This is a genomic window from Nocardia glycosmidis, assembly GCF_052545115.1.
Genome location: NZ_JBQWRH010000016.1, coordinates 1 through 21,739, shown reverse-complemented (window position 1 = coordinate 21,739; position 21,739 = coordinate 1). Strand labels below are relative to the sequence as shown.

Below are 21,739 nucleotides of genomic sequence, written 5' to 3'. Positions count from 1 at the left end.
CATGCCAGGCGCGGCGTGATCCCTCCACCCGCGTCTAGGGCCAGGTGAAAGCAGTGCCGACGTGGTGGCTTCGGCGGTGCGGGCGGGCACGCTGAACCACTTGGTCGCGCCGGTCAGCGTTCCTCGAAGGCGGATCCGATGCGGCGTGCCAGGCGCGGTGAGATCGCTCCACCCGCGTTCAGGGCCAGGTGAAGCAGTGCCGGCGCGGTGGCATCGGCGGCGCGGCGGCGCAAGGACCCGAGGACGAGGCCGCCGGCCGTGGTGACGGCGAGGGTCGCGGGCACGCTGTCGCCCGCCGCACGCGCGGGTGCGATGTGCCAGAGGCCGAAGCTCGCGGCACTGAGCAGCGCGCCCGCGCGCGGACCGAAAGCCTTGTCCAGCAGTGGGTCCAGGCAGCCGCGGAAGATGAGCTCTTCGGTGTAGACGGTGCCGATCGGGACGTGCACGGTCACCCACTCCACCGCCGATACTTCCGGTCTTCGATCGCTCATCGCGCCCAGTCGCCGCCGCAGCGCCGGAAAGGCAAGGGCAGCACCATAACTGGCCACGACGACCCCGGCGGCGAGCAGCCCATAGCGCAGACCGGCCCGCGAGCACCGGTTCGGCCCGTCGCGCAGCGCGAGGGTGTATCCGGTGGCGAAACCGGCGTTGGCGGCGGTGCGGCCGCGCACACCGAGCCCGAGGCGGGGCAGCACAATATTGTTCCAGGCCAGCGGAAGCGCCACGGCCGCAACCGTTCTCGCGACCGGCACTGCGCTCATTTGGTCTTCCGCTCGGAATCTTCCGTGGTCTCCACTTCGGCCCGGATGCGTTCCGACCGCTGCGCGGTCCAGTCCGGCGGCGCGGCGATGGCTGCCCAGCCGTCCAAAACCAGGCTGCCGTAGCGGTGCCCGTGTCCGTCCGTGACGCCCTGTGCGTTGGTGAGGTCGGCGGCGACCTGCCAGAAGGTGACGAACGGCCACCAGCGCATTTGCGAGGACACGTCCGAGCCGCGCGGCTCGGACAGCCAATCCGGTTTCGAGAAGATCAGATCCGGCGACCACCAGACGATCGGGTCGGACGCGTGCTGCAGATAGGCGATGCGCGGCGGCCGCCATTCCGCGCTGGGCCGCGCCAGGTCGGCGCTGTCCGAGGCGAACCGGACCACGAGACCGTCCGCGTACACCGGCTCGACCTCAGGCGAACCCGGATCGCGGCGCTCGACGAACTGTTGCCAGAGCCGGTTGGAGTTCGGCGGGCCGACCCAGAGTGCGCCGTCCACCTCGGCCCGCAGCTCGGCCAGCCCGTCGAACGCCGCCTCGGACCCCTGCGAGCCGAGGCTCTCCCCGTACACCAGCAGTTTGGGCCGCTGCTGCGGTGCACGCGCAGTCCAGTGCCGGTGGACCGCGTCGAACACTTCTTTGCCCGCCGCGGTGGCCTTGCCGCGGTCGGCCAGGAACGACAGCACGCTCGGCAGGTACGAGTACTGCGTGGCCACGATGGCGGTGTCACCGTCGTACATGTACTCGATCGCGGCGGCGGCCAGCGAGTTCACCCACCCGGTACCGGTGGTGGTGACCACAACGAGTACCTGCCGGTCGAACGCCCCGGTCCGTTCCAGCTCGGCCACCGCGAGTTCGGCCTGATCTACATCGCCGTCGCCTTCGACCGACTCCAACCCCACGTAGGCGCGAATCGGTTCCTTCGCCGGGCGGCCGGTGACCGAGGTGATCCGGCTTGCGGTGGGACCGTGCGAGACGAACCACCGGCCTTCGAACCCCAGCGTCTCCCATTTCGCCAGCGATTCGGGGCTGCCGGAACGCTCCGGTTGCTGCGGCTGGACCGCGTTCACCGAGGTGTAGTCGTTGCGCACACTGAACGCCGAGTTGGCCACCGCGAAAGACGCGCGCACCGCCACACCGTTGAAGATCGTCACGGCGAACAGCACCAGAACGAGGAACCCGGCGGCCGGCGCCAGTTCGCGCGGCACCCGCACCCACCGGTTGAGCAGGCGAGCCAGGAAACGGATGATCTCCCGCACCGTCCGGTACACCGCGACCACCACCGCGCCGACGGCCAGGCTGAGCAGTCCGGTGCGCAGATAGGCGGGCGTGGTGGTGCCGGTCATCCCCATCAGCGCGGTGATCTCCCGCTGCCAGCGTGCCGATTGCACCAGCATGAGGGCGGCGCTGAGCCCGGCGGTGAACAGGATCGCCGACTTCGCCGCGTAGCGCACCCAGGTGGGCGGCGGGGAAATCTTCAACCTCGGACGCACCCACCGCCGCAACAGCCACTCCAGCAGGCAGCCGACCCCGTACCCGAGCGCGGCGTTGACCCCGCTGATCAAACCTTGGAACAGCCAATCGCGCGGCAGCAAGGAGGGCGTCACCGACAGCGCGAAGAACACGGTCGCGACCACCAGACCGACGTAGTTCAGGTCGATGATCTTCTCCGCAGCCCGGACCACCGCGACGGTGCGTGTACGCAGCCTCCGCATGGCCCCGGCGGTCTCCAGCATTCGACCAGTATGGCGGTCGCCACCGACGACCCGGCGCGTCGCCGACGGAATGCGCGTGCAATCGGAGCGGATCTCTGGCAACTACCCAGTCCGCTCGAGTAGTTGTACGCGGGCGCGGAGTCCGCGCGATCAGCAGACTACCGATCCATGAGCACACCGAACGCACGCTCGAAAGCCACGGCCGCTTTCGTCGCGCAAGCCGCGATCGCCTTCGGCATCAGCTTCTTCGGGATCGGCATCGGCATTTTCGCACTGCCCCTGGACATCTGGCAGCGCGGGTTCCTGGCGATGTCCGTCCTTTTCCTGGTCACGAGCACGTTCACCCTGGCGAAAGTGGTTCGTGACCAGCACGAAGCCGCGACCATGCACGGTCGCATCGACCAGGCACGGCTGGAAAGGCTGCTCGCCGAGCACGATCCGTTCCAATCCGTCGCCTGACCACGCGCGCCTGGGCGGGCCCGGTGGACGAGGGGTCCAGGCCCGCTCAGGTGAGCGTTCAGACCGCGCCGGCGCCGAACAGCTTCGGCAGCGTGCCTTCGTGCGCGGCGCGCAGCGCGTCCAGGGTGATCGAGAACTGGCCCTGCACCTCAACCGAATCCGAGCCCTGGTCGACCACGCCGATACGCACCCACGGCAATTCGCGGGCCGTGCACATACGGGTGAATCTGGTCTCCTCCGAGCGCGGCACGGCGACCAGCACCCGCCCCGCCGACTCGGAGAACAGCATCACGAACGGGTCGGCGTCCTCGGGAAGCAGGACGCGGCAACCGGTCTCACCGGCGAGCGCGGCCTCGACCACAGCCTGAGCGAGCCCGCCCTCCGAAAGGTCGTGCGCGGCACTGATCATGCCGTCGCGCGAACCCGCCGTCAGCACCTCCGCGAGCAACTGCTCGCGGGCGAAATCGACCCTCGGCGGGACGCCACCGAGATGGTCGTGGGCGACCTGCGACCAGATCGAACCGCCGAACTCGTCGTGGGTCTCACCGAGCAGGATCAGCGTCTCACCCGGCTCCAGGCCGAGCCCGGTCGGGATGCGGCGGTGCACGTCGTCGAGCACGCCGAGTACGCCGACCACCGGCGTCGGCAGAATCGCGGTCTGGCCGGTCTGGTTGTAGAAGCTGACGTTGCCGCCGGTGACCGGGATGCCGAGCGCGACACAACCGTCCGCCAGGCCGCGCACCGCCTGCTGGAACTGCCACATCACGCCGGGGTCCTCCGGCGAACCGAAATTCAGGCAGTTGGTGACCGCCTTCGGCGTCGCACCGGTGGTGGCCACGTTGCGGTATGCCTCGGCCAGCGCGAGCTGCGCGCCGGTGTACGGGTCGAGCTTGGTGTAGCGGCCGGACGCGTCGGTGGCCAGCGCGATACCGCGGCCGGTCTGCTCGTCGATGCGGATGACGCCCGCATCGGCGTGCTCGGCCAGCACGGTGTTGCCCCGCACGTAGCGGTCGTACTGCTCGGTGATCCATTTGCGGCTGCACAACTGCGGGCTGGAGATCATCTGCAGCAGGGTGGCGCGCAGCTCGTCGGCAGTCTTCGGCCGGGTCAGGCGGTCCGGGGTAGCGGCGATCAGCGCGTCCTGCTCGGCCGGACGGGCGACCGGGCGCTCGTACACCGGGCCCTCGTGCGCGACGGTGCGCGGCGGCACGTCCACCACGGTCTCGCCGTGCCAGGTGACCACCAGCCGGTCGCCGTCGGTGACTTCGCCGATCACCGTGGCCGACACGTCCCACTTGCGGCACACGGCCAGGAAGGCGTCCACGTTCTCCGGGGTGACCACCGCGCACATGCGCTCCTGCGATTCGCTGGAGAGCACCTCGGCGGGGGTCATATTGGCCGCGCGCAGCGGCACCCGGTCCAGCTCGATGTGCATGCCGCCGTCCCCGGCCGCCGCGAGCTCGGAAGTGGCGCAGGACAACCCGGCCCCACCCAGGTCCTGGATGCCGACGACCAGCTTCGCCGCGTACAGCTCGAGACAACACTCGATGAGCACCTTCTCGGTGAACGGGTCACCGACCTGCACCGAGGGCAGTTTCTTGCGGCCGGCGCCGGATTCGTCGCCGGAGAAGGTGTCCGACGCCAGCACTGACACACCGCCGATGCCGTCCAGCCCGGTGCGCGCGCCGAACAGCACGATCTTGTTGCCGGTGCCGGACGCGAAGGCCAGGTGCAGGTCCTCGACTCGCATCACGCCGGCGCAGAGCGCGTTCACCAGCGGATTGCCCTGATAGGAGGCATCGAATACGGTTTCGCCGCCGATGTTCGGCAGGCCGAGCGAGTTGCCGTAGCCGCCGACGCCGCGCACCACGCCGTCCACCACGCGACGGGTGTCGGCCGCGTCCGCCGCGCCGAAGCGCAACTGGTCCATCACCGCGATCGGGCGCGCGCCCATCGCCATGATGTCGCGCACGATGCCGCCGACGCCGGTTGCCGCGCCCTGGTAGGGCTCGACGTACGAGGGGTGGTTGTGGCTTTCCACCTTGAAGGTGACCGCCCAGCCGTCGCCGACGTCCACCACGCCCGCGTTCTCGCCGATACCGGCGAGCATGGACTCGCGCATCTCGTCGGTGGTGGTCTGCCCGAAGTAGCGCAGGTGCACCTTCGAGGACTTGTAGGAGCAGTGCTCGCTCCACATCACGGAGTACATCGCCAATTCGGCGTCGGTCGGCCGGCGACCGAGGATTTCCTTGATGCGGGCGTACTCGTCGTCCTTGAGGCCCAATTCTTTGTAGGGTTGCGGCACATCGGGGTTTGCTGCGGCTGCGCTGACGGTGTCGACCTGCGGAGTCACGGAGTACCAGGGTCCTTTCGGCCGGGCAGAGGGTCGGCAAGCCGGCGGAGCCGGCGGGGTGGGCGAACTCAGCGAAGCGACGAGCGTTGTCACTGGGTTGCGGCGAGATGCCTGCGAGTCAGTCTAAAGGCAGTGCGTACGGGCGACGCAGGTGAGGCCGCCACGGCGGCGGCGCGCCGGCTCGATCCCGGTACAGAGGCAGTCCCGCGCACCGCGGCGCCCCCGGGTGGACCAGCCGAGCGGCCGCGCGGCACCGGCTACTCTGTGCCGGTGAACGAAGGATCGGGGGTCGCGGATCCGGAGGCGCCGCCAATCGCCCCGGACACCGCGCGAGCCCGGAGCGAAGCTTCCGAAATCGCGTCCGGTCGCGCGCCGAACCTGTCCTCGCCGCAACTGCGCTGGCTGATTGCCGCCATCGCGCTGTTCGCGGTTTCGGCACTCGTGTCGCTGCTGGCGCACTGGTGGCACGGCTACATCGATCTGCAGGTCTATCGCAACGGCGCCCGGGTCTGGTTGGACGGCGGGCAGCTGTACGGCCCGATGCCCGCGGTCGAGGGTATGGGGCTGCCGTTCACTTATCCCCCACTGGCCGCGTTGTTCTTCGCGCCCCTGGCCCTGATGCCGCTGACGGTCGCCGAGGTGCTGGTGGTCACCACGTCGGTGGCGAGCCTGGGCATCTCGCTGTGGCTGGTGCTGGCGCGCCTGCGTCCCGAGCTGTCCCGGCGCAGCGTGCTCACCCTGGTCATCGCCGCGACGGCGGTGGCGCAATTCTTCGAACCGCTGCGCCAGACCCTCGGCTTCGGCCAGGTCAACCTGGTGCTGATGGCCGCCATCACGATGGATTGCCTGGTGCGCAAGCCGTTCTGGCCGCGCGGCTTGCTGATCGGCATCGCGGTGTCGGTGAAGCTGATCCCGGCCGGTTACCTGCTGTATTTCTTGCTGCGCAAAGACTGGAAGGCCGCGGGCACGCTGGTGATCTCCGCCATCGCGGCGGTCGGCCTCGGATTCCTGTTGTTTCCGAGCGACTCGGTCGACTATTGGTTCACCGCACTCGCGGACACCGGCCGGATCGGACCGCCCTATTTCGCGGGCAACCAGTCCATCAAAGGCATGACCTTCCGACTCGGCGTGCATGATTCGGTGGCCACGGTGCTGTGGATCTGCTTGTCGCTGGTGGCCGTCGCGCTCGCCGCGGTGTGGATGCGCAGGCTGATCGTCGCAGGTGCGACCGTCGCGGCGCTGCTGGTGAATGCCGCGGCGATTCTTTTGGTCTCACCGGTGTCCTGGTCGCATCACTGGGTATGGATCGCGCCCGCCCTGGTGGTGACCGCCGACCTGATGGTGCGTGGCGCGCGCAGCCCGCGGATGATCGTCGCGGTCGCGGCGGGTACGGTGCTGTTCCTCGCCGGCCCGCATTGGTTGTTGCCGCACTCGCGCGACCGCGAACTGGACTGGGTCTGGTGGCAGCAGATCATCGGAAGCGACTATGTGCTGGCCACTTTCGCGGTGTTCGTCGTCGCGGTCGCCACCTACCGCCCGGTGGTATCGGGTGTGAGGAAGGCGGCCAGCGCCGCGGCGTAGGCCGCGACGTCGGACGCGCCCATCAGTTCGCGCGCCGAGTGCATCGCCAGCTGCGGGGCGCCGACGTCGACGGTCGACATGCCGGTGCGGGCCGCGGTCATCGGCCCGATCGTGGAGCCACAGGGCAGATCGGCGCGATGCACGTAGCGCTGCAAGGGAACTCCGGCCTGCGCGCACGCCAGCGCGAACGCGCCCGCACCGGCGGCGTCGGTGGCGTAGCGCAGGTTCTGGTTGACCTTGAGCACCGGCCCGCCGTTCACTTCGATCCGGTGCGCGGGCTCGTGCCGCTCCGGATAGTTGGGATGCGTCGCGTGCGCCATGTCACCGGACGCACACACCGAACCGGCCAGCGCGGCAAGGTAGTCGCCGCGTCCGCCGCCACGCGCGAGCACGACGCGTTCCAGCACGGCGGGCAGCAGATCCGACTGCGCGCCGCGATCGGACTGACTGCCGACCTCCTCGTGGTCGAACATCGCCAGCACCGGCACCGCCGCACCCGGCTCCTCGATCGCGGCCAGAAACGCCCGCAGCCCGGCGAAGCAGGTGCCCTGGTTGTCCAGGCGCGGCGCGCTGACCAGGTCCTGGTCCCGGCCGACCAGCCTGCTGGGCGTCAAGTCGTGGGTCATCAGCTCCCAGCCGAGTACCTCGCCGGGGTGAACCTCGGCGTGCGCGGCGACGAAATCGAGGAACGCGCCGGGCTCGTACCCGACGCCCCAGACCGCGTTCACGTGCCGCTGCGGGTCCAGCGTGACACCCTTGCGGTCGTCGGACAGGTGGATGGCCAGCTGCGGCACCCGCAGGATCGGTTCATCGATCCGAACCAGCCGCTCGCGCACCGTATTTCCGTCGCGCACGCTCAGCCGCCCGGACACACCGAGTTCGCGATCCAGCCAGGAGTTCAGCCACGCGCCGCCGTAGGGTTCCAGGCCGACCAGTTGCCAGCCGGCCGAGGCCAAGTCGGGCTGCTGCTTGACGCGCAGGTTCGGGCTGTCGGTGTGCGCGCCGACCACCCGGAACGGGGCCGCCCCCAGGTCCGCGGTCGCCCAGGCGACCAGCGACCCACCACGCACCACGTAGTGCCTGCCCGGGCCGTCCGAGGGCCAGGGCTCCGATTCGGCGAGCCGGGCGAACCCGCGCGCGTCCAATTCCGCGGCAACCGTCCGGCAGACGTGAAACGGTGACGGGGATGCATCGATGAATGCGCACAGCCCGGCAGCCGTGGCTCCGGTGGTGGAAACGGGCATGACTGCGATCCTAGGTGCTGCCTCGCCGTCGCTGCGCTCAGCGCAGGCTGATGGCGGACATCGTCCGGCCGCGCGGTCACGCAAGCGAGGCGCCCGCGATTCCGCGCCAGCCGGAACTGCCGTGTCACGCACGGCCCGGATACCGCCGAAATCTAGGCCGAGACCAGTGTGTCCAGCACCGAGAGGAACAGCCCGAGTCCGTCGTCACTGGGGCCGGTCAAGGGCTCGGTGGCGTGTTCGGGGTGCGGCATCAGACCGACGACGCGACCGTTGGCGGAGGCGATCCCCGCGATGCCGCGCTGCGAACCGTTGGGATTGGCGCCGGCGTAGCGGAAGACCACCCGGCCTTCACCCTCCAGCTCGTCGAGCACGTCGGCCGAGGCCTGGTAGCGGCCCTCGCCGGACTTGAGCGGAACGAGGATCTGGGCGCCCGGCTCGAACCGGGACGTCCACGCCGTGGACACCGATTCCACGGTCAGCCACTCGTCCCGGCAGATGAAGTGCAGGCCCTCGTTACGGGTCAGCGCCCCAGGCAGCAACCCGGCCTCGCACAGCACCTGAAAGCCGTTGCAGATACCCAGCACCGCGAGCCCGGCACCCGCCGCGCGCACGACCTCGCCCATCACCGGCGCGAACCGAGCGATGGCGCCCGCCCGCAGGTAGTCGCCGTAGGAGAAGCCACCCGGCACGATCACCGCGTCGACGCTCTTCAGGTCGGCGTCGGCGTGCCACAGGCTGACCGCCTCGGCTCCGGCCAGACGCACGGCCCGTGCGGCATCGACATCGTCGAGCGTGCCGGGAAAGGTGATGACCCCAATCCGCGCGGTCATGAGACGCGGACCACCTTCCATTCCTCGATCACCGTGTTGCACAGCAGCGACTCGGCGATCTGTTCCAACGCCGCGTCGTCGATGTTGTCGTCGACGTCCAGCTCGAATCGCTTGCCCTGCCGTACATCCGAGACACCATCGAATCCCAGACGCGGGAGTGCACCGACGATGGCCTGCCCCTGCGGATCCAGGATCTCGGCCTTCGGCATCACCTCGACCACGACTCGTGCCACGCGTTGCTCCTCATGTGGTTGTGGGGTTACCTCAGCAGCGTAGTTGTGCTGGTCGGACGCGGCATCCGCGGGGTCGGCCAAGCGGCGGCGAGGTCCGCCGCAACCGCCCCGGCGTCGATAGCATGGCGCCATGCGCATAGTCCACTTCGGTCATTCCTGCCTCCTCGTCGAGCTGCACGGCGCGAAGATCCTGTTCGACCCGGGCACCTTCTCGCACGGCTTCGAGGGCCTCACCGGCCTGGACGCGATCGCGGTGACCCATCAGCATCCCGACCACATCGACCCGAACCGGATCGACGCGCTCATCGAAGCCAATCCCAGCGCACGATTACTATCGGATCCGCAGACAGCGCAGCAGCGCGGCGAGCCGTGGGAGCCGGTCCACGCGGGCAATGTGCTGACGCTCGGCGATCTCCGGATAACCGGAGGCGGCGGCAGGCACGCCGTCATCCACCCCGAGATCCCCGTGATCGACAACACCGTCTTCCAGCTGGGCACCCCGGACGACCCGGCCCAGCTGGTGCACCCCGGCGACGCACTGTGGGTGCCGCCGGTCCCGGTCGGTGTGCTGGCCGCTCCGGCCGTCGCGCCGTGGATGCGCCTGAGCGAGGCCGTCGATTACCTGCGCGCTGTCGGTCCGCGTGTCGCACTGCCCATTCATTTCGGCATCATCCAACCCGAGGCGTACGGCATCTACTTCGGCCGTCTGAGCGAAATGGCGCCGGCCGGGACCGAATTCCGGGTGCTCAGGCCGGAGGACGCGACCGAACTGTAGACCCGGCTAGGCCCAAGGAACGCCGCCTCGGCCGGCGCAATGTGTTCGATCTCCTTCGGGCCGACGCTCTCGTTCGGCGCGTGCGTCGTTCGGCGCGTGATGAGGCACTTCGGTCCCTCGCCGCCCAGCACAGGGCGTCGATGCCGAGCACGGCCAGCACCGGGGGCGCCCAGAGCATGTCGGCAACGCTCCCGGCACCGGTGAGTTCGACGCCGCGCAGGGACGGGCGCGGCAGCGGCGACCTGGTCGATACGTGAAGTCCATCCACGGTGCAACGCGGTGTGTCAAGCTGGGGCGGGAGGGCGCCGGACAGCGGTCGGCATCCTCGAAGCACGGCAACGCCGCCGGTGACGCACGCGACCGGCGCCCGCACAGGCACACCGCACACGAGCCGAATCGGGAGGCCGCACTCATGTCCGAAGGAGCCGATGACCTGTTCGCCCTGCCGGGGCTGAGCCGGTCCGCGCCGCGCGCCGGATTTCCGGCGCACGAGATGTTTCCCCAGGTCGCCTACGAAATCGTGCACGACGAACTGATGCTCGACGGCGTCTCCCGGATGAACCTCGCCACCTTCTGCACGACCTGGGTGGACGACCAGGCGCGCAGGCTGATGGCCGAATGCCTGGACAAGAACATCGTCGACAAGGACGAATATCCGCAGACCGCCGAATTGGAGCGCCGCGGCGTCCGGATGGTCGCCGACCTGTGGCACGCGCCGGACCCGGCCACCACCCACGGCACCTCGACCACTGGGTCGAGCGAGGCGGCCATGCTCGGCGGCCTCGCGGCCAAATTCCGCTGGCGCAAGCGCGGCGGCACCGGGACGCCGAACTTCGTCTGCGGTCCCGTGCAGGTTTGCTGGGAGAAGTTCGCGCGCTATTTCGACGCCGAGATACGGCAGATTCCGCTGCGCGGCGACCGGCTCACCATGCGGCCCGACGACCTCGCCGAGCATTGCGACGAGAACACCATGATGGTGGTGCCGACCTTCGGCCAGACCTACACCGGACTGTTCGAAGACGTCGCCGGTGTCAGTGCGGCGCTGGACGCACTCCAGCAGGAAAAGGGGCTGGACATCCCGATCCACGTCGACGCGGCCAGCGGAGGTTTCCTCGCCCCGTTCACCGCGCCCGATCTGGTCTGGGACTTCCGGCTGGCCAGGGTGAAATCGATCAACGCTTCGGGCCACAAGACCGGGCTCGCGCCGCTCGGCTCGGGCTGGGCGATCTGGCGGGAAGCGACCGACCTGCCGGCAGAATTGATCTTCAATGTCGACTACCTCGGCGGCAGCATGGCCACTTTCAACCTGAACTTCTCCCGACCTGGCGGACAGGCGATCACGCAGTACTACGACTTCATCCGCCTGGGCCGCTCCGGCTACGCCAGGGTGCAGTCGGCGATCTACCGGGCGGCACAGCACCTGGCCGCGGGTTTGCGCGAGTTCGGGGCCTTCGAACTGATCCACGACGGTGATCCGCAGCGCGGCATCACCGCGGTGTGCTGGCGGCTCACCGGCGATCCCGGATTCAACCTCTACGACCTGTCCGACCGGCTGCGCTCCAGAGGCTGGCTGATCCCGGCGTATCCGCTGCCCGCCGACCGCGGCGACGAGACGATCATGCGCGCGGTGATCCGGCACGGTTTCTCCATCGACATGGCCGATCTGCTGCTCGACGACCTCACCCGCTGTATGAAACAGCTACAAGAGCGCCCGTTCGCCACCTCACTCACCCGCGCGGAAGCCGGCGGGTTCACCCACGACGCGACACCCGTGGTCCCGCAGACGAAGATCGCCTCCGCCTGACCGCGACAGCGCCGCCGCCCGGCTACGCCATTCGCGGGCGGCGGCGCCGGTCGGCCGCAGCCGACCGCTCGCGGCGGCATTCACGCGACTCGGGCCGCCGAGAACGGCTCCCATCGGTAGGTCGTACCGACCGCGCCATGGAACAGCGCGAGGTCGACGGCGTCGAGCATGGCTTGGCGCGGACCGGAGCGCGCCAGCTGCGCCGCGGACACGGCCAGGCGCAGCACGCCGCCGCGGCGGGCCGTGCGGGCGGCGCCCATCACCAGGGCGCGGCACCACCACGGCTCCGCGCGAAAGCCCTCACCGATGCCGTACACCCTGGATTTCTGCGCCACATTGCGCTCCAGGTCGATGATCGAGGTGAGGCTGAGCGCGATCCGGAAGCCGACCTCCGGCAGCGCGTCGAGGGCTCCGGTGGAAGCGTTCCAGCGTGGCGCGGCGAACAGCCGGGTGCGTAAGTCGACCTGCTCCATGACGCGGTCGGCGGCGGTCAACCGCAACCGTGCCTCATGCTTGGGCAGTGTCGCGAACTCGGCGCGGCGCCGCTTGGTGGCGGCCTGGTCGTAGCCGTGCAGCACGATGGCGTCGCCGTTGGCCCGGCGCCCGCGCAGCCAGGCTTGCGTCGCCGGGTCGTCGAGCAGCCGGTATTTGCCCTTCAGCCGCGGTGCGACCAGCAGCGAGAGCGGCACGCCGCGCCGATCCATCTCCGCGGCGAATTCGATCGCCGTGTCCCGAGTGGTATCCCTGATCCCGGAAACCGATACGATCAGCTGCGCATTCATGAACCTACGATGCCAGCCGCATATGTCCTCGGCGTGCAGCCCGAATGACCAGGCGGCGAACAGTCCGTCACGCCTGCAGCGAGCGAACACCGCGCCACCGCTACCGTCCAGCCACCGGGCCGCACCGGCCGGGTACCACGCCGTCCCGAAGACAGTGCCGTCCCGAAGACAGTGCCGCTCCGAGCTGTTCGCGCCGGGTGACGTCGGCTTCTCCCGCGGATACTCCCCCGAATCGCTCGGACCGGGCTCCGGATTTGCCATCGCCCCGCACCAGCCGACGAGGCGGGATTACTGCCACGCAACGGCGATTCACACCTGACAGGCTCGAAAAGTATTGATGTACAACAAGTCCGGTCGGAGCTATCGCGTACATCCGAGTCGGCCGGAACGTCCGCGAACACAGGGCGAAGTCGCGGCCAGGATCCCGCTGACGAGGAGTTCGCCGGCGTGTGCGCCCAGTCACCCGGTTCGGTTGTCAGCTTTCGGTACCAGCATGCGGTCGAGAAGATGGTCCACGAGTTCGACCGCCGACTGCGCGGTGGCGTACCCGGTGAGCATGCCTTGAGCCAATCCACCGATAGCCGCCCCGATGAGCGCGGCGTCGAGGCCGAGAGCAGGGGACGCCCGATCCGCGGGCCGGTCGAGGCGATGGGCTCGCTCGAGTTGATCGACAATGATGGCCACCAATGCGCGCGGTGCGGCCAGCGTTTCGTCCGCGGTGATGCCTTGGCCGCTGATCGCCGCCGTATTGAAGGCTCCCAGCACGATGACCTCCTCATGGCGGCGGTCATCGAGTGGCAGCAACTCGGTCAGCACCGCGCGGATGGCGTCGCGCGGCGTCGCGTCTTCGCCGAGTGCGGCCCATCGTTGCGTGAGCCGGTCGCCGACGTCGTTCATCACCGATCGATGGGTCGCGAGCAGGAATTCCTTCTTGGTTCCGAAGTAGTACTGCACCAGTCTGACCGAAATGCCGGCCTCGGCCGCCACCGATTGAAAGGTCACGGATTCGAGCCCGCCGCCGACGATGACGCGTCGCACCGCGCCGGTGATCTGCCGCCGCCTTACCTCATGGTCGACCAAGCGAGGCACGAGACCTCCCGCCTTCCTTTCGTATCGAAGGCCCACCAGCCTAAACGGTACGTGCGTACCCGCCACATGGTGTGTTCGTATCACAACTGCCCGGGCACACAGCTGACGGTCCGAACCGGAACACGCCGGTCCGATGACGCTCCTTCGACCCGCGAGCGGCCCGCGAACGACCTACGCGTCGGCGAGACCAACCGCATCGAGCACCCAGGCGTGCTCGAAAGCCACTTCCCGCCACTTCTCGTACCGTCCGCTGACGCCGCCGTGACCGGCGGTCATCTCCGTCTTGAGCAGCAGCGGCGCGTCACCGGTCGCGGTGGCCCGCAGCTTCGCGATCCACTTCGCCGGCTCGACGTAGAGCACGCGGGTGTCGTTCAGGCTGGTGATGGCCAGGATCGCCGGGTAGTCCTTGGCGTCGACGTTCTCGTACGGCGCATAGGATTTCATGTACGCGTAGACGTCCTTGTCCGCCAACGGGTTTCCCCACTCGTCCCACTCGATGACGGTCAGCGGCAGCGACGGGTCGAGAATCGAGGTGAGCGGATCCACGAACGGGACGTTGGCCAGGATCCCGCGGAACAACTCCGGCGCCAGATTCGCCACCGCGCCGACCAGCAGGCCACCCGCGCTACCCCCATCCGCGATCATCCGGTCCGCGGCGGTGACGCCGGAATCGACGAGATGCCGTGCGCAGGAAACGAAGTCGGTAAAGGTGTTCTTCTTGGTGAGCGTCTTGCCGTGCTCGTACCACAATCTGCCCATCTCGCCGCCGCCGCGCACATGCGCGACCGCGAAGACCATGCCGCGATCCAGCAGCGAAAGCCGGGCGACCGAGAACGCCGGGTCGATGCTGGCCTCATAGGAGCCATAGCCGTAGAGCAGCAGCGGCTTCGGCCCGTCGGCGGCCGCGTCCTTCTTCCGCACCAGCGAAATCGGAATTCGCGTACCATCCGCGGCGACGGCCCAATCCCGGTGCTGCGCATAGTCGTTCGCGTCGTAGCCGCCGAGCACCGGCTGCTCCTTGCGCAACAGCAGCTCGCCGGTGGCCGGGACGTAGTCGAACACCTGCATGGGCGTGATGAACGAGGTCAGCCCGATGCGCAGGGTGGGTTGCGCCCACTCCGGGTTGGCGCCGACGCCGACCGCGAACAGCTCCAGATCGATGTCGAGTTCGCGGCGTTCGCCGTAGCCGGATTCGGTCAGCGGCCACACCGCGATCCGGGTGAGCGCCTCGCGCCGGTAGCTGAGCACCAAGTGGTCGCAGAAGGCGTCGATATCCTCGAGCCGCACGTCGGCGCGATGGCCGATCAGCGGCGTCAGGTCCGACGGATCGTCCACCGGCGCCTCGGCGAGTACGAAGTTCTCCGCCTTGATCCCGTCCACCACGTCGTTGTGCAGGATCAGGAAGCGGTCCGCGCCGCCGACCACCGCGTGCTCGGCGGAGTACTCGACGCCCTCGCGGCGGGGCAGCAGAACGCGGAACTCGCCCTCGGGATCGTCCGATTCCAGTACCCAGCCCTCGCTGGTGATCTTCGAGCCGACCCAGATCATCAGGTACTTCTCCGAGCGGGTCGCGCCGATGCTCACCCAATAGCGCTCGTCGGGCTCGTGGAATACCTTGACGTCGGGCTCGGTGCCGCCGAGCCGGTGCCGCCATACCGTGTCCGGCCGCCACGACTCGTCGACGGTTTGGTAGAAGACGTGACTGCCGTCCAGCGACCACGTCGCGCCGGGGGCGGTACCCGCGATCTCGTCGCCGAGCAGCGCACCGGTGCGGAGGTCTTTGAACCGCAGCACGTAGCGCTCGTCGCCGACGTTGTCCACCGAGTAGGCGAGCAGCGTGCCGTCATGGCTGATCGAGAACGCGCCCAGTGCGAAGAAGTCGTGGCCCTCGGCCAGCTCGTTGCTGTCGAGCAGCACCTCTTCGCCCGCGACCTCGGTCTCCGCGTCGAGCAGCGGCGGCGTCCAGGCGTCGAGGCCCGCCGCGGCCGCGGCGATCGGGCACCGGCAGTGCACGCCGTATTGCTTGCCTTCGAAGCTGCGCGAGTAGTACCAGTAGTCACCCAACCGGGTCGGCACCGACAGGTCGGTCTCCTGGGTGCGCGCCTTGATCTCGTCGAAGATCGTCTCGCGCAGCGGGGCCAGATGGGCGGTCTGCGCCTCGGTGTAGGCGTTCTCCGCTTCCAAGTAGGCGATGACGTCGGGGTTCTCCTTGTCCCGCAGCCACTCGTACTCGTCGACGAACACGTCGCCGTGGTGCACCCGCTCGGTGGGGATCGTCTTGGCGATCGGCGCCGCCACGACGGGAGCACCGCTGCCGGAGTCGGAGATCGTTCCGCTGTCGAGAGCCATGGCGTCCACCCTACTGTTCGGACTCCGTGCCGCACGCCGCTTGGATGACGCCGTCGAGCACCTCGCTGGTCCGGCGCAGGTCACGCCGGGCCTGATCGATCCTGGCGCTGTCCTCGGTGAGCTTTTCCACCAGGAAGGGCGTTGCCTCGGCGTTGGGCGTGCCGTCCACGTCATGGATGCACGGCGGCAGCTCGCCGATAGTGTCGCTGTGCAGGCCCTCCGCGCCGGACCCGGTCGACCGCCCCCTCCGGATACGGGGTCAGTCCCCGAGCGCACGGTTGATCGAGGCAGCGAGGTAGTCCAGGTCAGCGCGGGGCGGGCTGGTCGGACGACCCCGCAATCCGAATCCGTCGCCCGGCGTGCGCGGGATGACGTGCAGGTGCACGTGGAAGACTTCTTGCCCGGCCGTCACCCCATCGGCCAGGAAGAAATTGACCCCGTCACACCCCACCTCACTGGCCCGCAGCGCCACCGCGAGTCGCTGCCCCACTTGGAACAACTTCCCCCCGATCACCGGATCGAGTTCCACCAGGCTGCGCGCCGCAACCTTGGGCACCACCAGGACATGCCCCGGCGTCATCGGGCGAACGTCCATGAACGCCAGCACATCATCGTCCTCGTAGACCTTGCTCGAAGGCGCCCGCCCGGCAACGATATCGGCGAAAATCGTGTACGGATTCACGGTCCACAGCCTATGTGCTGATCGGTGTGGCACCATCGACTCAGCTCCTGGCACTAGCTGGGAGAAGTGGACCCGGCTCTTCACCGGACGGTGGGCAGTCGGGTTTCGCGCTGTCAGGGTCGAGCGTCGACATTGATCACGGCCCGCACCAGCGGCAAGACCATTGCCTTCCAGCGACCTCCCGCCCCGAATGCCCAGGCGATCGCATCTGGCCACCACAAAGCGGGTTGGGTGTGGGGAAAATACCGAGCCCGCTCCCACCCTGCGAGCGAATTCGTCGCGAAAGGCGCAGTCCCGCTAGAGGATCGGTGACGGCGTATAGCGGGCCGCGTCCGGGTAGCGGTCGACCAGTTTCTGGACCTGGCCGATGACGTCGGATACCTGCGCTTCGGCGGCGCCGATGAAGGCGGACTTGTCGGCCAGCGCTTCGGCGAGGGCGGCGCGATCGAGCGGCAGGCGTTCGTCGGCGGCGAGACGGTCCAGGAGGTCGGGTTCACGGCCCTGCTCCCGCATCGCCAGAGCGACCGCGACCGCGTGCTCCTTGATGACCTCGTGCGCGGTTTCGCGGCCGACTCCGGCGCGGACCGCGGCCATCAGGATGCGGGTGGTGGCCAGGAAGGGCAGGTAGCGGTCCAGTTCGCGGGCGACGACGGCCGGATAGGCGCCGAATTCGGCCAAGACGGTGAGGAAGGTCTCCATCATTCCGTCGAGGGCGAAGAACGCGTCCGGCAGCGCGACACGGCGCACCACCGAGCAGAACACGTCGCCCTCGTTCCACTGCGCGCCCGCCAGCTCGGCCGCCATCGAGGCGTAACCGCGCAGCACCACCTGCAGGCCGTTGACTCGCTCGCAGGAGCGGGTGTTCATCTTGTGCGGCATCGCCGAGCTGCCCACCTGCCCCGGCTGGAAACCCTCGGTGACCAGCTCATGCCCGGCCATCAGGCGGATGGTGTGCGCGAACGAGGACGGGCCCGCGCCGACCTGCACCAACGCGGACAGCACGTCGTGGTCCAGCGATCGCGGGTATATCTGGCCGACGCTGGTGAGCACCGTCGCGAAGCCCAGATGCCGGGCCACCTGCTGCTCCAGCCGGGTGAGCCGGGCCGGGTCGCCGCCGAGCAGGTCGAGCATGTCCTGCGCGGTACCCATCGGACCCTTGATGCCGCGCAGCGGGTAGCGGTCGATCAGCTCGCGCAGCCTGGTGAGCGCGATCAGCAGTTCGTCGGCGGCGGAGGCGAACCGCTTGCCCAGCGTGGTGGCCTGCGCGGCGACATTGTGCGAGCGGCCCGCCATCACCAGCGTCTGGTACTCGGCGGCGCGCTCGGCCAGCCGCGCGGCGATCGCGACACCGTGCGCGTGCACGTGCTCGAGCGACCGCCGGATCTGCAACTGCTCGACGTTCTCGGTGAGGTCGCGGCTGGTCATGCCCTTGTGCACATGCTCATGCCCGGCCAGCGCGTTGAATTCCTCGATGCGCGCCTTCACGTCGTGCCGGGTGACCCGCTCGCGTTCGGCGATCGACGCGAGATCGACTTCGTCGAGCACCCGTTCGTAGTCCGCGACGACCCCGTCCGGCACATCGACGCCCAGCTCGGCTTGGGCGCGCAAGACCTCCAGCCACAGCCGTCGCTCGAGCCCGATCTTGTGCTCCGGCGACCACAGGTGCACCAGCTCATGGCTGGCGTAGCGGGTGGCGAGAACGTTGGGAACGAGACTCACGACTGAGCCTCGCTGACACTCGGCGCCGGCGCGCCCTGCGGCGCTGGGTTGATGGTTCGCTGCCTCACGTCCGGTCAGTCTAGTGCCCGGAAGCGATCGGTTTGCTCGGGCGGTGCGCCTGGGGCAGTGCGCCGGGGGCCCTCGGCGGGCAGGTAGCCCGCGCCCTCCGGTCCGGGCGCTCGCAGCGCGGCGCGAGCAGAGCCCTCCGTGGCCGCCCAGGTTGCCGCCTCGGGGCCGGACCCGCGCACTGCGCCCGCGACGGTGGCGGCCGGCTCCGGAGCCGATGCGCGCGCCGGGGGTGCGACGATGTCGATCACTTCCAGCAGCGCACCACGGGCCATCCGCCGGGGTTCGGGATCCATCTCGGTGAGCGCGGCGACCACCGCTCCGTCCACCACCGCGACCAGCCTGCGCAGTTGCTCCGCCCGCACCATCCGGTCGGATCGGCGCAGGACGTCGGCCAGCAACTCGTCCAGCTGAACGCGTAGTCGCAGCTGCACCTCACGTAACTCCGGGTGTCGCGCCGAGGCGACCGAACGCTCGTAGCGGGCGATCAGCTGCCCGCGCGCGACCTCGTCCGCGCTATCGGCCCCGACCAGCAGATCGAGCACCAGGTCGACGGTGGCCTCCGCGCCGCGGCGGCGGTGGCTCACCTCCCCGACCCGCTTGCGCATCGCGTCCAGCTCGACGTTGCCGCTGAACTCGACCGCCCGCGCGATCAGGTCGTCCAGGGATTCGAAATAGTAGGTGGTCGACGCCAGCGGCAGATCAGCGCGGGTCGCGACCGAACGATGCCGCACCGCCTCGAAGCCACCTTCGAGCAGCAACTCGGCGGCGGCGGCCACCAGAGCCTGGCGACGCCGTTCGCCTTTCGGGGTCGTCGCGGTGATCACCGTGCCATCGTGCCAGTCGTCATCAGTTCTTCCAGGGGAAATCGGTGAGGAAAACAGCACCGTTGTTCTACCGCATCCGCGCGGTCGCGGTGCCGAACTGCGGAAAGTTGTTGCACGGCACAGGTTCAGGCGTCGAGATAGTGCCCTAGACGCAGCAGCGCCGCCTCGATGTCCGCGGTGGCTCCCGCGAACGAGAAGCGCACCGTGTGATGCCCGTTGACGGTATCGAAGTCGACTCCTGGCGCGAGCGCGACGCCGGTGTGGTGCAGCACGTCCGCGCACCATGCCCGTGAGTCGTCGGTGAGGTGGCCGATGTCGGCGTAGGCGTAGAAGGCCCCATCGGCGGGGGCGAGGTCGGTGATGCCCAGCTTCGGCAAGCCGTCCAGCAGCAGCCGCCGGTTCACCGCGTACCGCCGAACGTGCCCGTCGAGTTCTTCCTTGGCCTCGGCGCCGAACGCGTACAGCGCCGCGTACTGCGAGATGGCGGGCGGGCAGACGGTCAGATTCGAGGCCAGCCGCTGCAGTGCGGGCCGCAGTCCGCTCGGCACCAGCATCCAGCCCAGCCGCCAGCCCGTCATGGAGAAGTACTTGGACACCGACCCGATCACCACCGATTCCCGCGATGTCGCCCAGGCCGACGAGGTCCGGCTGTCGGCACTGGTGTTGTCGTAGGTGATGCCGTGGTAGATCTCGTCGGAGATCAGCAGTGTGCCGTGCTCCTCGCACCAGCGGGCCAATGCGGCGAGTTCGTCCGGGGCGATCATGGTGCCGGTGGGGTTCGCGGGGCTGGCCACGATCAGTCCGGCGGGTGGTTGCGGGAGAGCTTCGAGCATCGCGACGGTGGGCTGGAATCGGGTCTGCGCGCCGCAGTCCAGCTCCAGCACGCGGCAACCGAACGCGGCGAGCGTGTTCCGATAGGCCGGATAGCCCGGGCGCGCGACCACGACGGTGTCGCCAGGATCGAAGGCGGCGAGGAAGAGCAGCGAGAAGGCGCCGGACGAGCCGGTCGTCACCACCACCTCGTCCGGGTCGACCGGGTAGCCGTAGGTCTCCCGATGGTGTTCGGCGATCGCTTCGCGCAGCGCCAGAATGCCGAAAGTCTCTGTGTAACCGAGTAATTCGGATTCGATGGCCAGTTTCGTCGCACGCAGCACCGGCGCGGGCGCCGGCGTCGACGGCTGCCCCGCGGCGAGGACGAGCACGTCACCGTGGGTTCTGGCGCGCTCGGCGGCGGCTTTCCAGACATCCATCACATAGAAAGGCGGAATGGTCGACCGGCGAGATTCTCTGGACACTCGACAGACGGTAGAGCACTACTGTGCGTGATCGCGGTTATGGTCTGCGTAATGCTCGAGAAAACTCGACTAGAACGACTCGACCGAGTGCGCGGAGTGGGTGGCATCGGGGTCATTCCGCGAGACTGGCGTGCGCGAGCGCCGAAACGCCTCCCGAAGGAGTTGTTCGAAAGACTGCGCCCGCGCGTGCGCCGATCCGAGCTGCGGGCCCGGTGGAAACACAAACCGGATCTTCCCGCCCTATGGCGGCGCAGGCCGAGCGGCGAGGACCTGCTTGCCCTGGCGCGTACGCACAAAGTGCTGCTGGCCGCGCTCGTCGCGGCTGCGGCGTTCGCCGCGGGCGACACGTCATTCGCCGAGACGGTCACCGAACTCACCCCGGCCCCGGACCGCGCGCAGCGCGTCGCCATCGCCTATCCGCCGCAGGTGCAGAGCACACCGCCGTCGGCGCACCGATTGCTGAGCGCGATCGCCGACGGTGAGCGACTGCGCGAGCAGGCCGTGGTCGCCGCCGCCGCGCGCGTCACTCTGGACCGCGCCAAGGCCGAAGCGGCCGCCGCGACCGCCGGTGAGCGTCAACCGTGGATGACCGCGACCGCACCGGTCCAGCCCGGGACGATGCCGCCGGGCACCGCCGTCTTCGTTCTGCCCGCGCGCGGCGTCTTCACCTCCGGATTCGGTTCCCGCTGGGGCACGTTCCACAACGGGATCGATATCGCGGCGCCGATCGGCACTCCGATCTACGCGGTCGCCGACGGCACGGTGATCGACGCGGGTCCGGCCCAGGGCTTCGGGCTCTGGGTGCGGATCCGGCACGACGACGGCAGCATCACCGTCTACGGGCACATGTACGACTTCTTCGTCTCGGTCGGCGAACGGGTACCCGCGGGCATGCAGATCGCCCGCATGGGCAACCGCGGCGACTCGACCGGTCCGCACCTGCATTTCGAGGTGATCGTCGGCGGACAGCACGTCGACCCACTGCAATGGCTCGCACTACGCGGGCTCACCTTGAGCTGACCCGCAGATGTCCCACGAAGCAGCCGACCCCGCGCCCCGGCTCCCCCAGCCCGCACACAACGGCCCTCCGAGACCCGCCGGCTGATCTTGCAAGCACATGCGCAACTCCATGTACTCACATCGAACCAGCTTGCGATCGGCATCGTTGTCAACGA

General features: G+C 69.0%; 18 protein-coding genes and 1 pseudogene. 5 read left to right on the top strand and 14 right to left on the bottom strand.

From position 1 onward, the window contains the following. Positions 1 to 113: 113 nt before the first annotated feature. Together ACT86A_RS20055 and ACT86A_RS20050 are read right to left on the bottom strand one after the other, a co-directional pair. A complete protein-coding gene (locus tag ACT86A_RS20055; RefSeq protein WP_445093705.1) occupies positions 114 to 761 on the bottom strand; it encodes a CPBP family intramembrane glutamic endopeptidase in 648 nt (215 codons plus the stop codon). Further along, a complete protein-coding gene (locus tag ACT86A_RS20050) occupies positions 758 to 2,497 on the bottom strand; it encodes an alpha/beta hydrolase (protein WP_445093704.1) in 1,740 nt (579 codons plus the stop codon). Before ACT86A_RS20050 ends, ACT86A_RS20055 begins: the two co-directional genes overlap by 4 nt. 147 nt (positions 2,498 to 2,644) lie before the next feature. On the opposite strand from ACT86A_RS20050, the gene ACT86A_RS20045 reads away from it, so the two are divergent. Next, the gene (locus ACT86A_RS20045; protein WP_445093703.1) at positions 2,645 to 2,935 is read left to right on the top strand and encodes a YiaA/YiaB family inner membrane protein; all 291 of its coding nucleotides are present in this window, start codon (positions 2,645 to 2,647) and stop codon (positions 2,933 to 2,935) included. 58 nt (positions 2,936 to 2,993) lie between these two features. On the opposite strand, the gene purL is transcribed toward ACT86A_RS20045, so the two are convergent. Continuing rightward, complete coding sequence (gene purL / locus ACT86A_RS20040; protein ID WP_445093702.1) at positions 2,994 to 5,288, bottom strand: phosphoribosylformylglycinamidine synthase subunit PurL; 2,295 nt, start codon at positions 5,286 to 5,288, stop codon at positions 2,994 to 2,996. A gap of 270 nt (positions 5,289 to 5,558) precedes the next feature. Here purL and ACT86A_RS20035 point away from each other — a divergent pair, with 270 nt between their 5' ends. Then, on the top strand, positions 5,559 to 6,869 hold the full coding sequence (locus tag ACT86A_RS20035) for a glycosyltransferase 87 family protein (protein ID WP_445093701.1): 1,311 nt from the start codon (positions 5,559 to 5,561) through the stop codon (positions 6,867 to 6,869). Here ACT86A_RS20035 and ACT86A_RS20030 read toward each other — a convergent pair. The 3 genes from ACT86A_RS20030 to purS all read right to left on the bottom strand — a co-directional run bounded on the left by ACT86A_RS20030 (position 6,818) and on the right by purS (position 9,176). Further along, positions 6,818 to 8,113, bottom strand: a complete 1,296-nt coding sequence (locus ACT86A_RS20030; protein ID WP_445093700.1) for a M18 family aminopeptidase — start codon at positions 8,111 to 8,113, stop codon at positions 6,818 to 6,820. The two genes, ACT86A_RS20035 and ACT86A_RS20030, sit on opposite strands and share 52 nt — an antisense overlap. 152 nt (positions 8,114 to 8,265) lie before the next feature. Next, positions 8,266 to 8,943 carry a phosphoribosylformylglycinamidine synthase subunit PurQ gene (gene purQ, locus ACT86A_RS20025; protein WP_445093699.1) on the bottom strand — a complete coding sequence of 226 codons (678 nt, stop codon included), beginning with the start codon at positions 8,941 to 8,943 and terminating at the stop codon, positions 8,266 to 8,268. Further along, the gene (purS, locus tag ACT86A_RS20020; protein WP_445093698.1) at positions 8,940 to 9,176 is read right to left on the bottom strand and encodes a phosphoribosylformylglycinamidine synthase subunit PurS; all 237 of its coding nucleotides are present in this window, start codon (positions 9,174 to 9,176) and stop codon (positions 8,940 to 8,942) included. The genes purQ and purS overlap by 4 nt, the downstream gene beginning before the upstream one ends. Before the next feature lie 130 nt (positions 9,177 to 9,306). Between purS and ACT86A_RS20015 the strand changes: the two genes are divergently transcribed. Together ACT86A_RS20015 and gad are read left to right on the top strand one after the other, a co-directional pair. After that, positions 9,307 to 9,951: an MBL fold metallo-hydrolase gene (locus ACT86A_RS20015; protein WP_445093697.1), complete on the top strand. Its 645-nt coding sequence runs from the start codon at positions 9,307 to 9,309 to the stop codon at positions 9,949 to 9,951. Between the two features lie 412 nt (positions 9,952 to 10,363). Beyond that, complete coding sequence (gene gad / locus ACT86A_RS20010; protein ID WP_445093696.1) at positions 10,364 to 11,755, top strand: glutamate decarboxylase; 1,392 nt, start codon at positions 10,364 to 10,366, stop codon at positions 11,753 to 11,755. Between the two features lie 80 nt (positions 11,756 to 11,835). Here gad and ACT86A_RS20005 read toward each other — a convergent pair whose 3' ends face one another. From ACT86A_RS20005 to ACT86A_RS19970, 8 genes and pseudogenes are all read right to left on the bottom strand, one after another. Continuing rightward, on the bottom strand, positions 11,836 to 12,537 hold the full coding sequence (locus ACT86A_RS20005; RefSeq protein WP_445093827.1) for a DUF2334 domain-containing protein: 702 nt from the start codon (positions 12,535 to 12,537) through the stop codon (positions 11,836 to 11,838). 459 nt (positions 12,538 to 12,996) lie between these two features. Continuing rightward, entirely contained in the window at positions 12,997 to 13,626 is a 630-nt protein-coding gene (locus tag ACT86A_RS20000) for a TetR/AcrR family transcriptional regulator (RefSeq protein ID WP_445093695.1), read from the bottom strand. Between the two features lie 171 nt (positions 13,627 to 13,797). Further along, positions 13,798 to 15,975 carry a S9 family peptidase gene (locus ACT86A_RS19995; RefSeq protein ID WP_445093694.1) on the bottom strand — a complete coding sequence of 726 codons (2,178 nt, stop codon included), beginning with the start codon at positions 15,973 to 15,975 and terminating at the stop codon, positions 13,798 to 13,800. A 10-nt stretch (positions 15,976 to 15,985) separates the two neighbouring features. Next, entirely contained in the window at positions 15,986 to 16,144 is a 159-nt protein-coding gene (locus ACT86A_RS19990) for a hypothetical protein (protein ID WP_445093693.1), read from the bottom strand. Between the two features lie 90 nt (positions 16,145 to 16,234). Further along, positions 16,235 to 16,657 (bottom strand): HIT family protein, encoded by a 423-nt coding sequence (locus ACT86A_RS19985; RefSeq protein ID WP_445093692.1) that lies wholly within the window; start codon positions 16,655 to 16,657, stop codon positions 16,235 to 16,237. Positions 16,658 to 16,954: 297 nt separating this feature from the next. Further along, positions 16,955 to 18,376, bottom strand: coding sequence for an adenylosuccinate lyase (gene purB / locus ACT86A_RS19980; RefSeq protein WP_445093691.1), 1,422 nt, complete (start codon positions 18,374 to 18,376; stop codon positions 16,955 to 16,957). Between the two features lie 296 nt (positions 18,377 to 18,672). Then, positions 18,673 to 19,269, bottom strand: a pseudogene (locus ACT86A_RS19975) (TetR/AcrR family transcriptional regulator); the annotation flags it as partial. Positions 19,270 to 19,394: 125 nt separating this feature from the next. Then, positions 19,395 to 20,564: a pyridoxal phosphate-dependent aminotransferase gene (locus tag ACT86A_RS19970; protein ID WP_445093690.1), complete on the bottom strand. Its 1,170-nt coding sequence runs from the start codon at positions 20,562 to 20,564 to the stop codon at positions 19,395 to 19,397. A 51-nt stretch (positions 20,565 to 20,615) separates the two neighbouring features. Here ACT86A_RS19970 and ACT86A_RS19965 point away from each other — a divergent pair, with 51 nt between their 5' ends. Next, positions 20,616 to 21,584 carry a M23 family metallopeptidase gene (locus ACT86A_RS19965; protein WP_445093689.1) on the top strand — a complete coding sequence of 323 codons (969 nt, stop codon included), beginning with the start codon at positions 20,616 to 20,618 and terminating at the stop codon, positions 21,582 to 21,584. Positions 21,585 to 21,739: the final 155 nt, after the last annotated feature.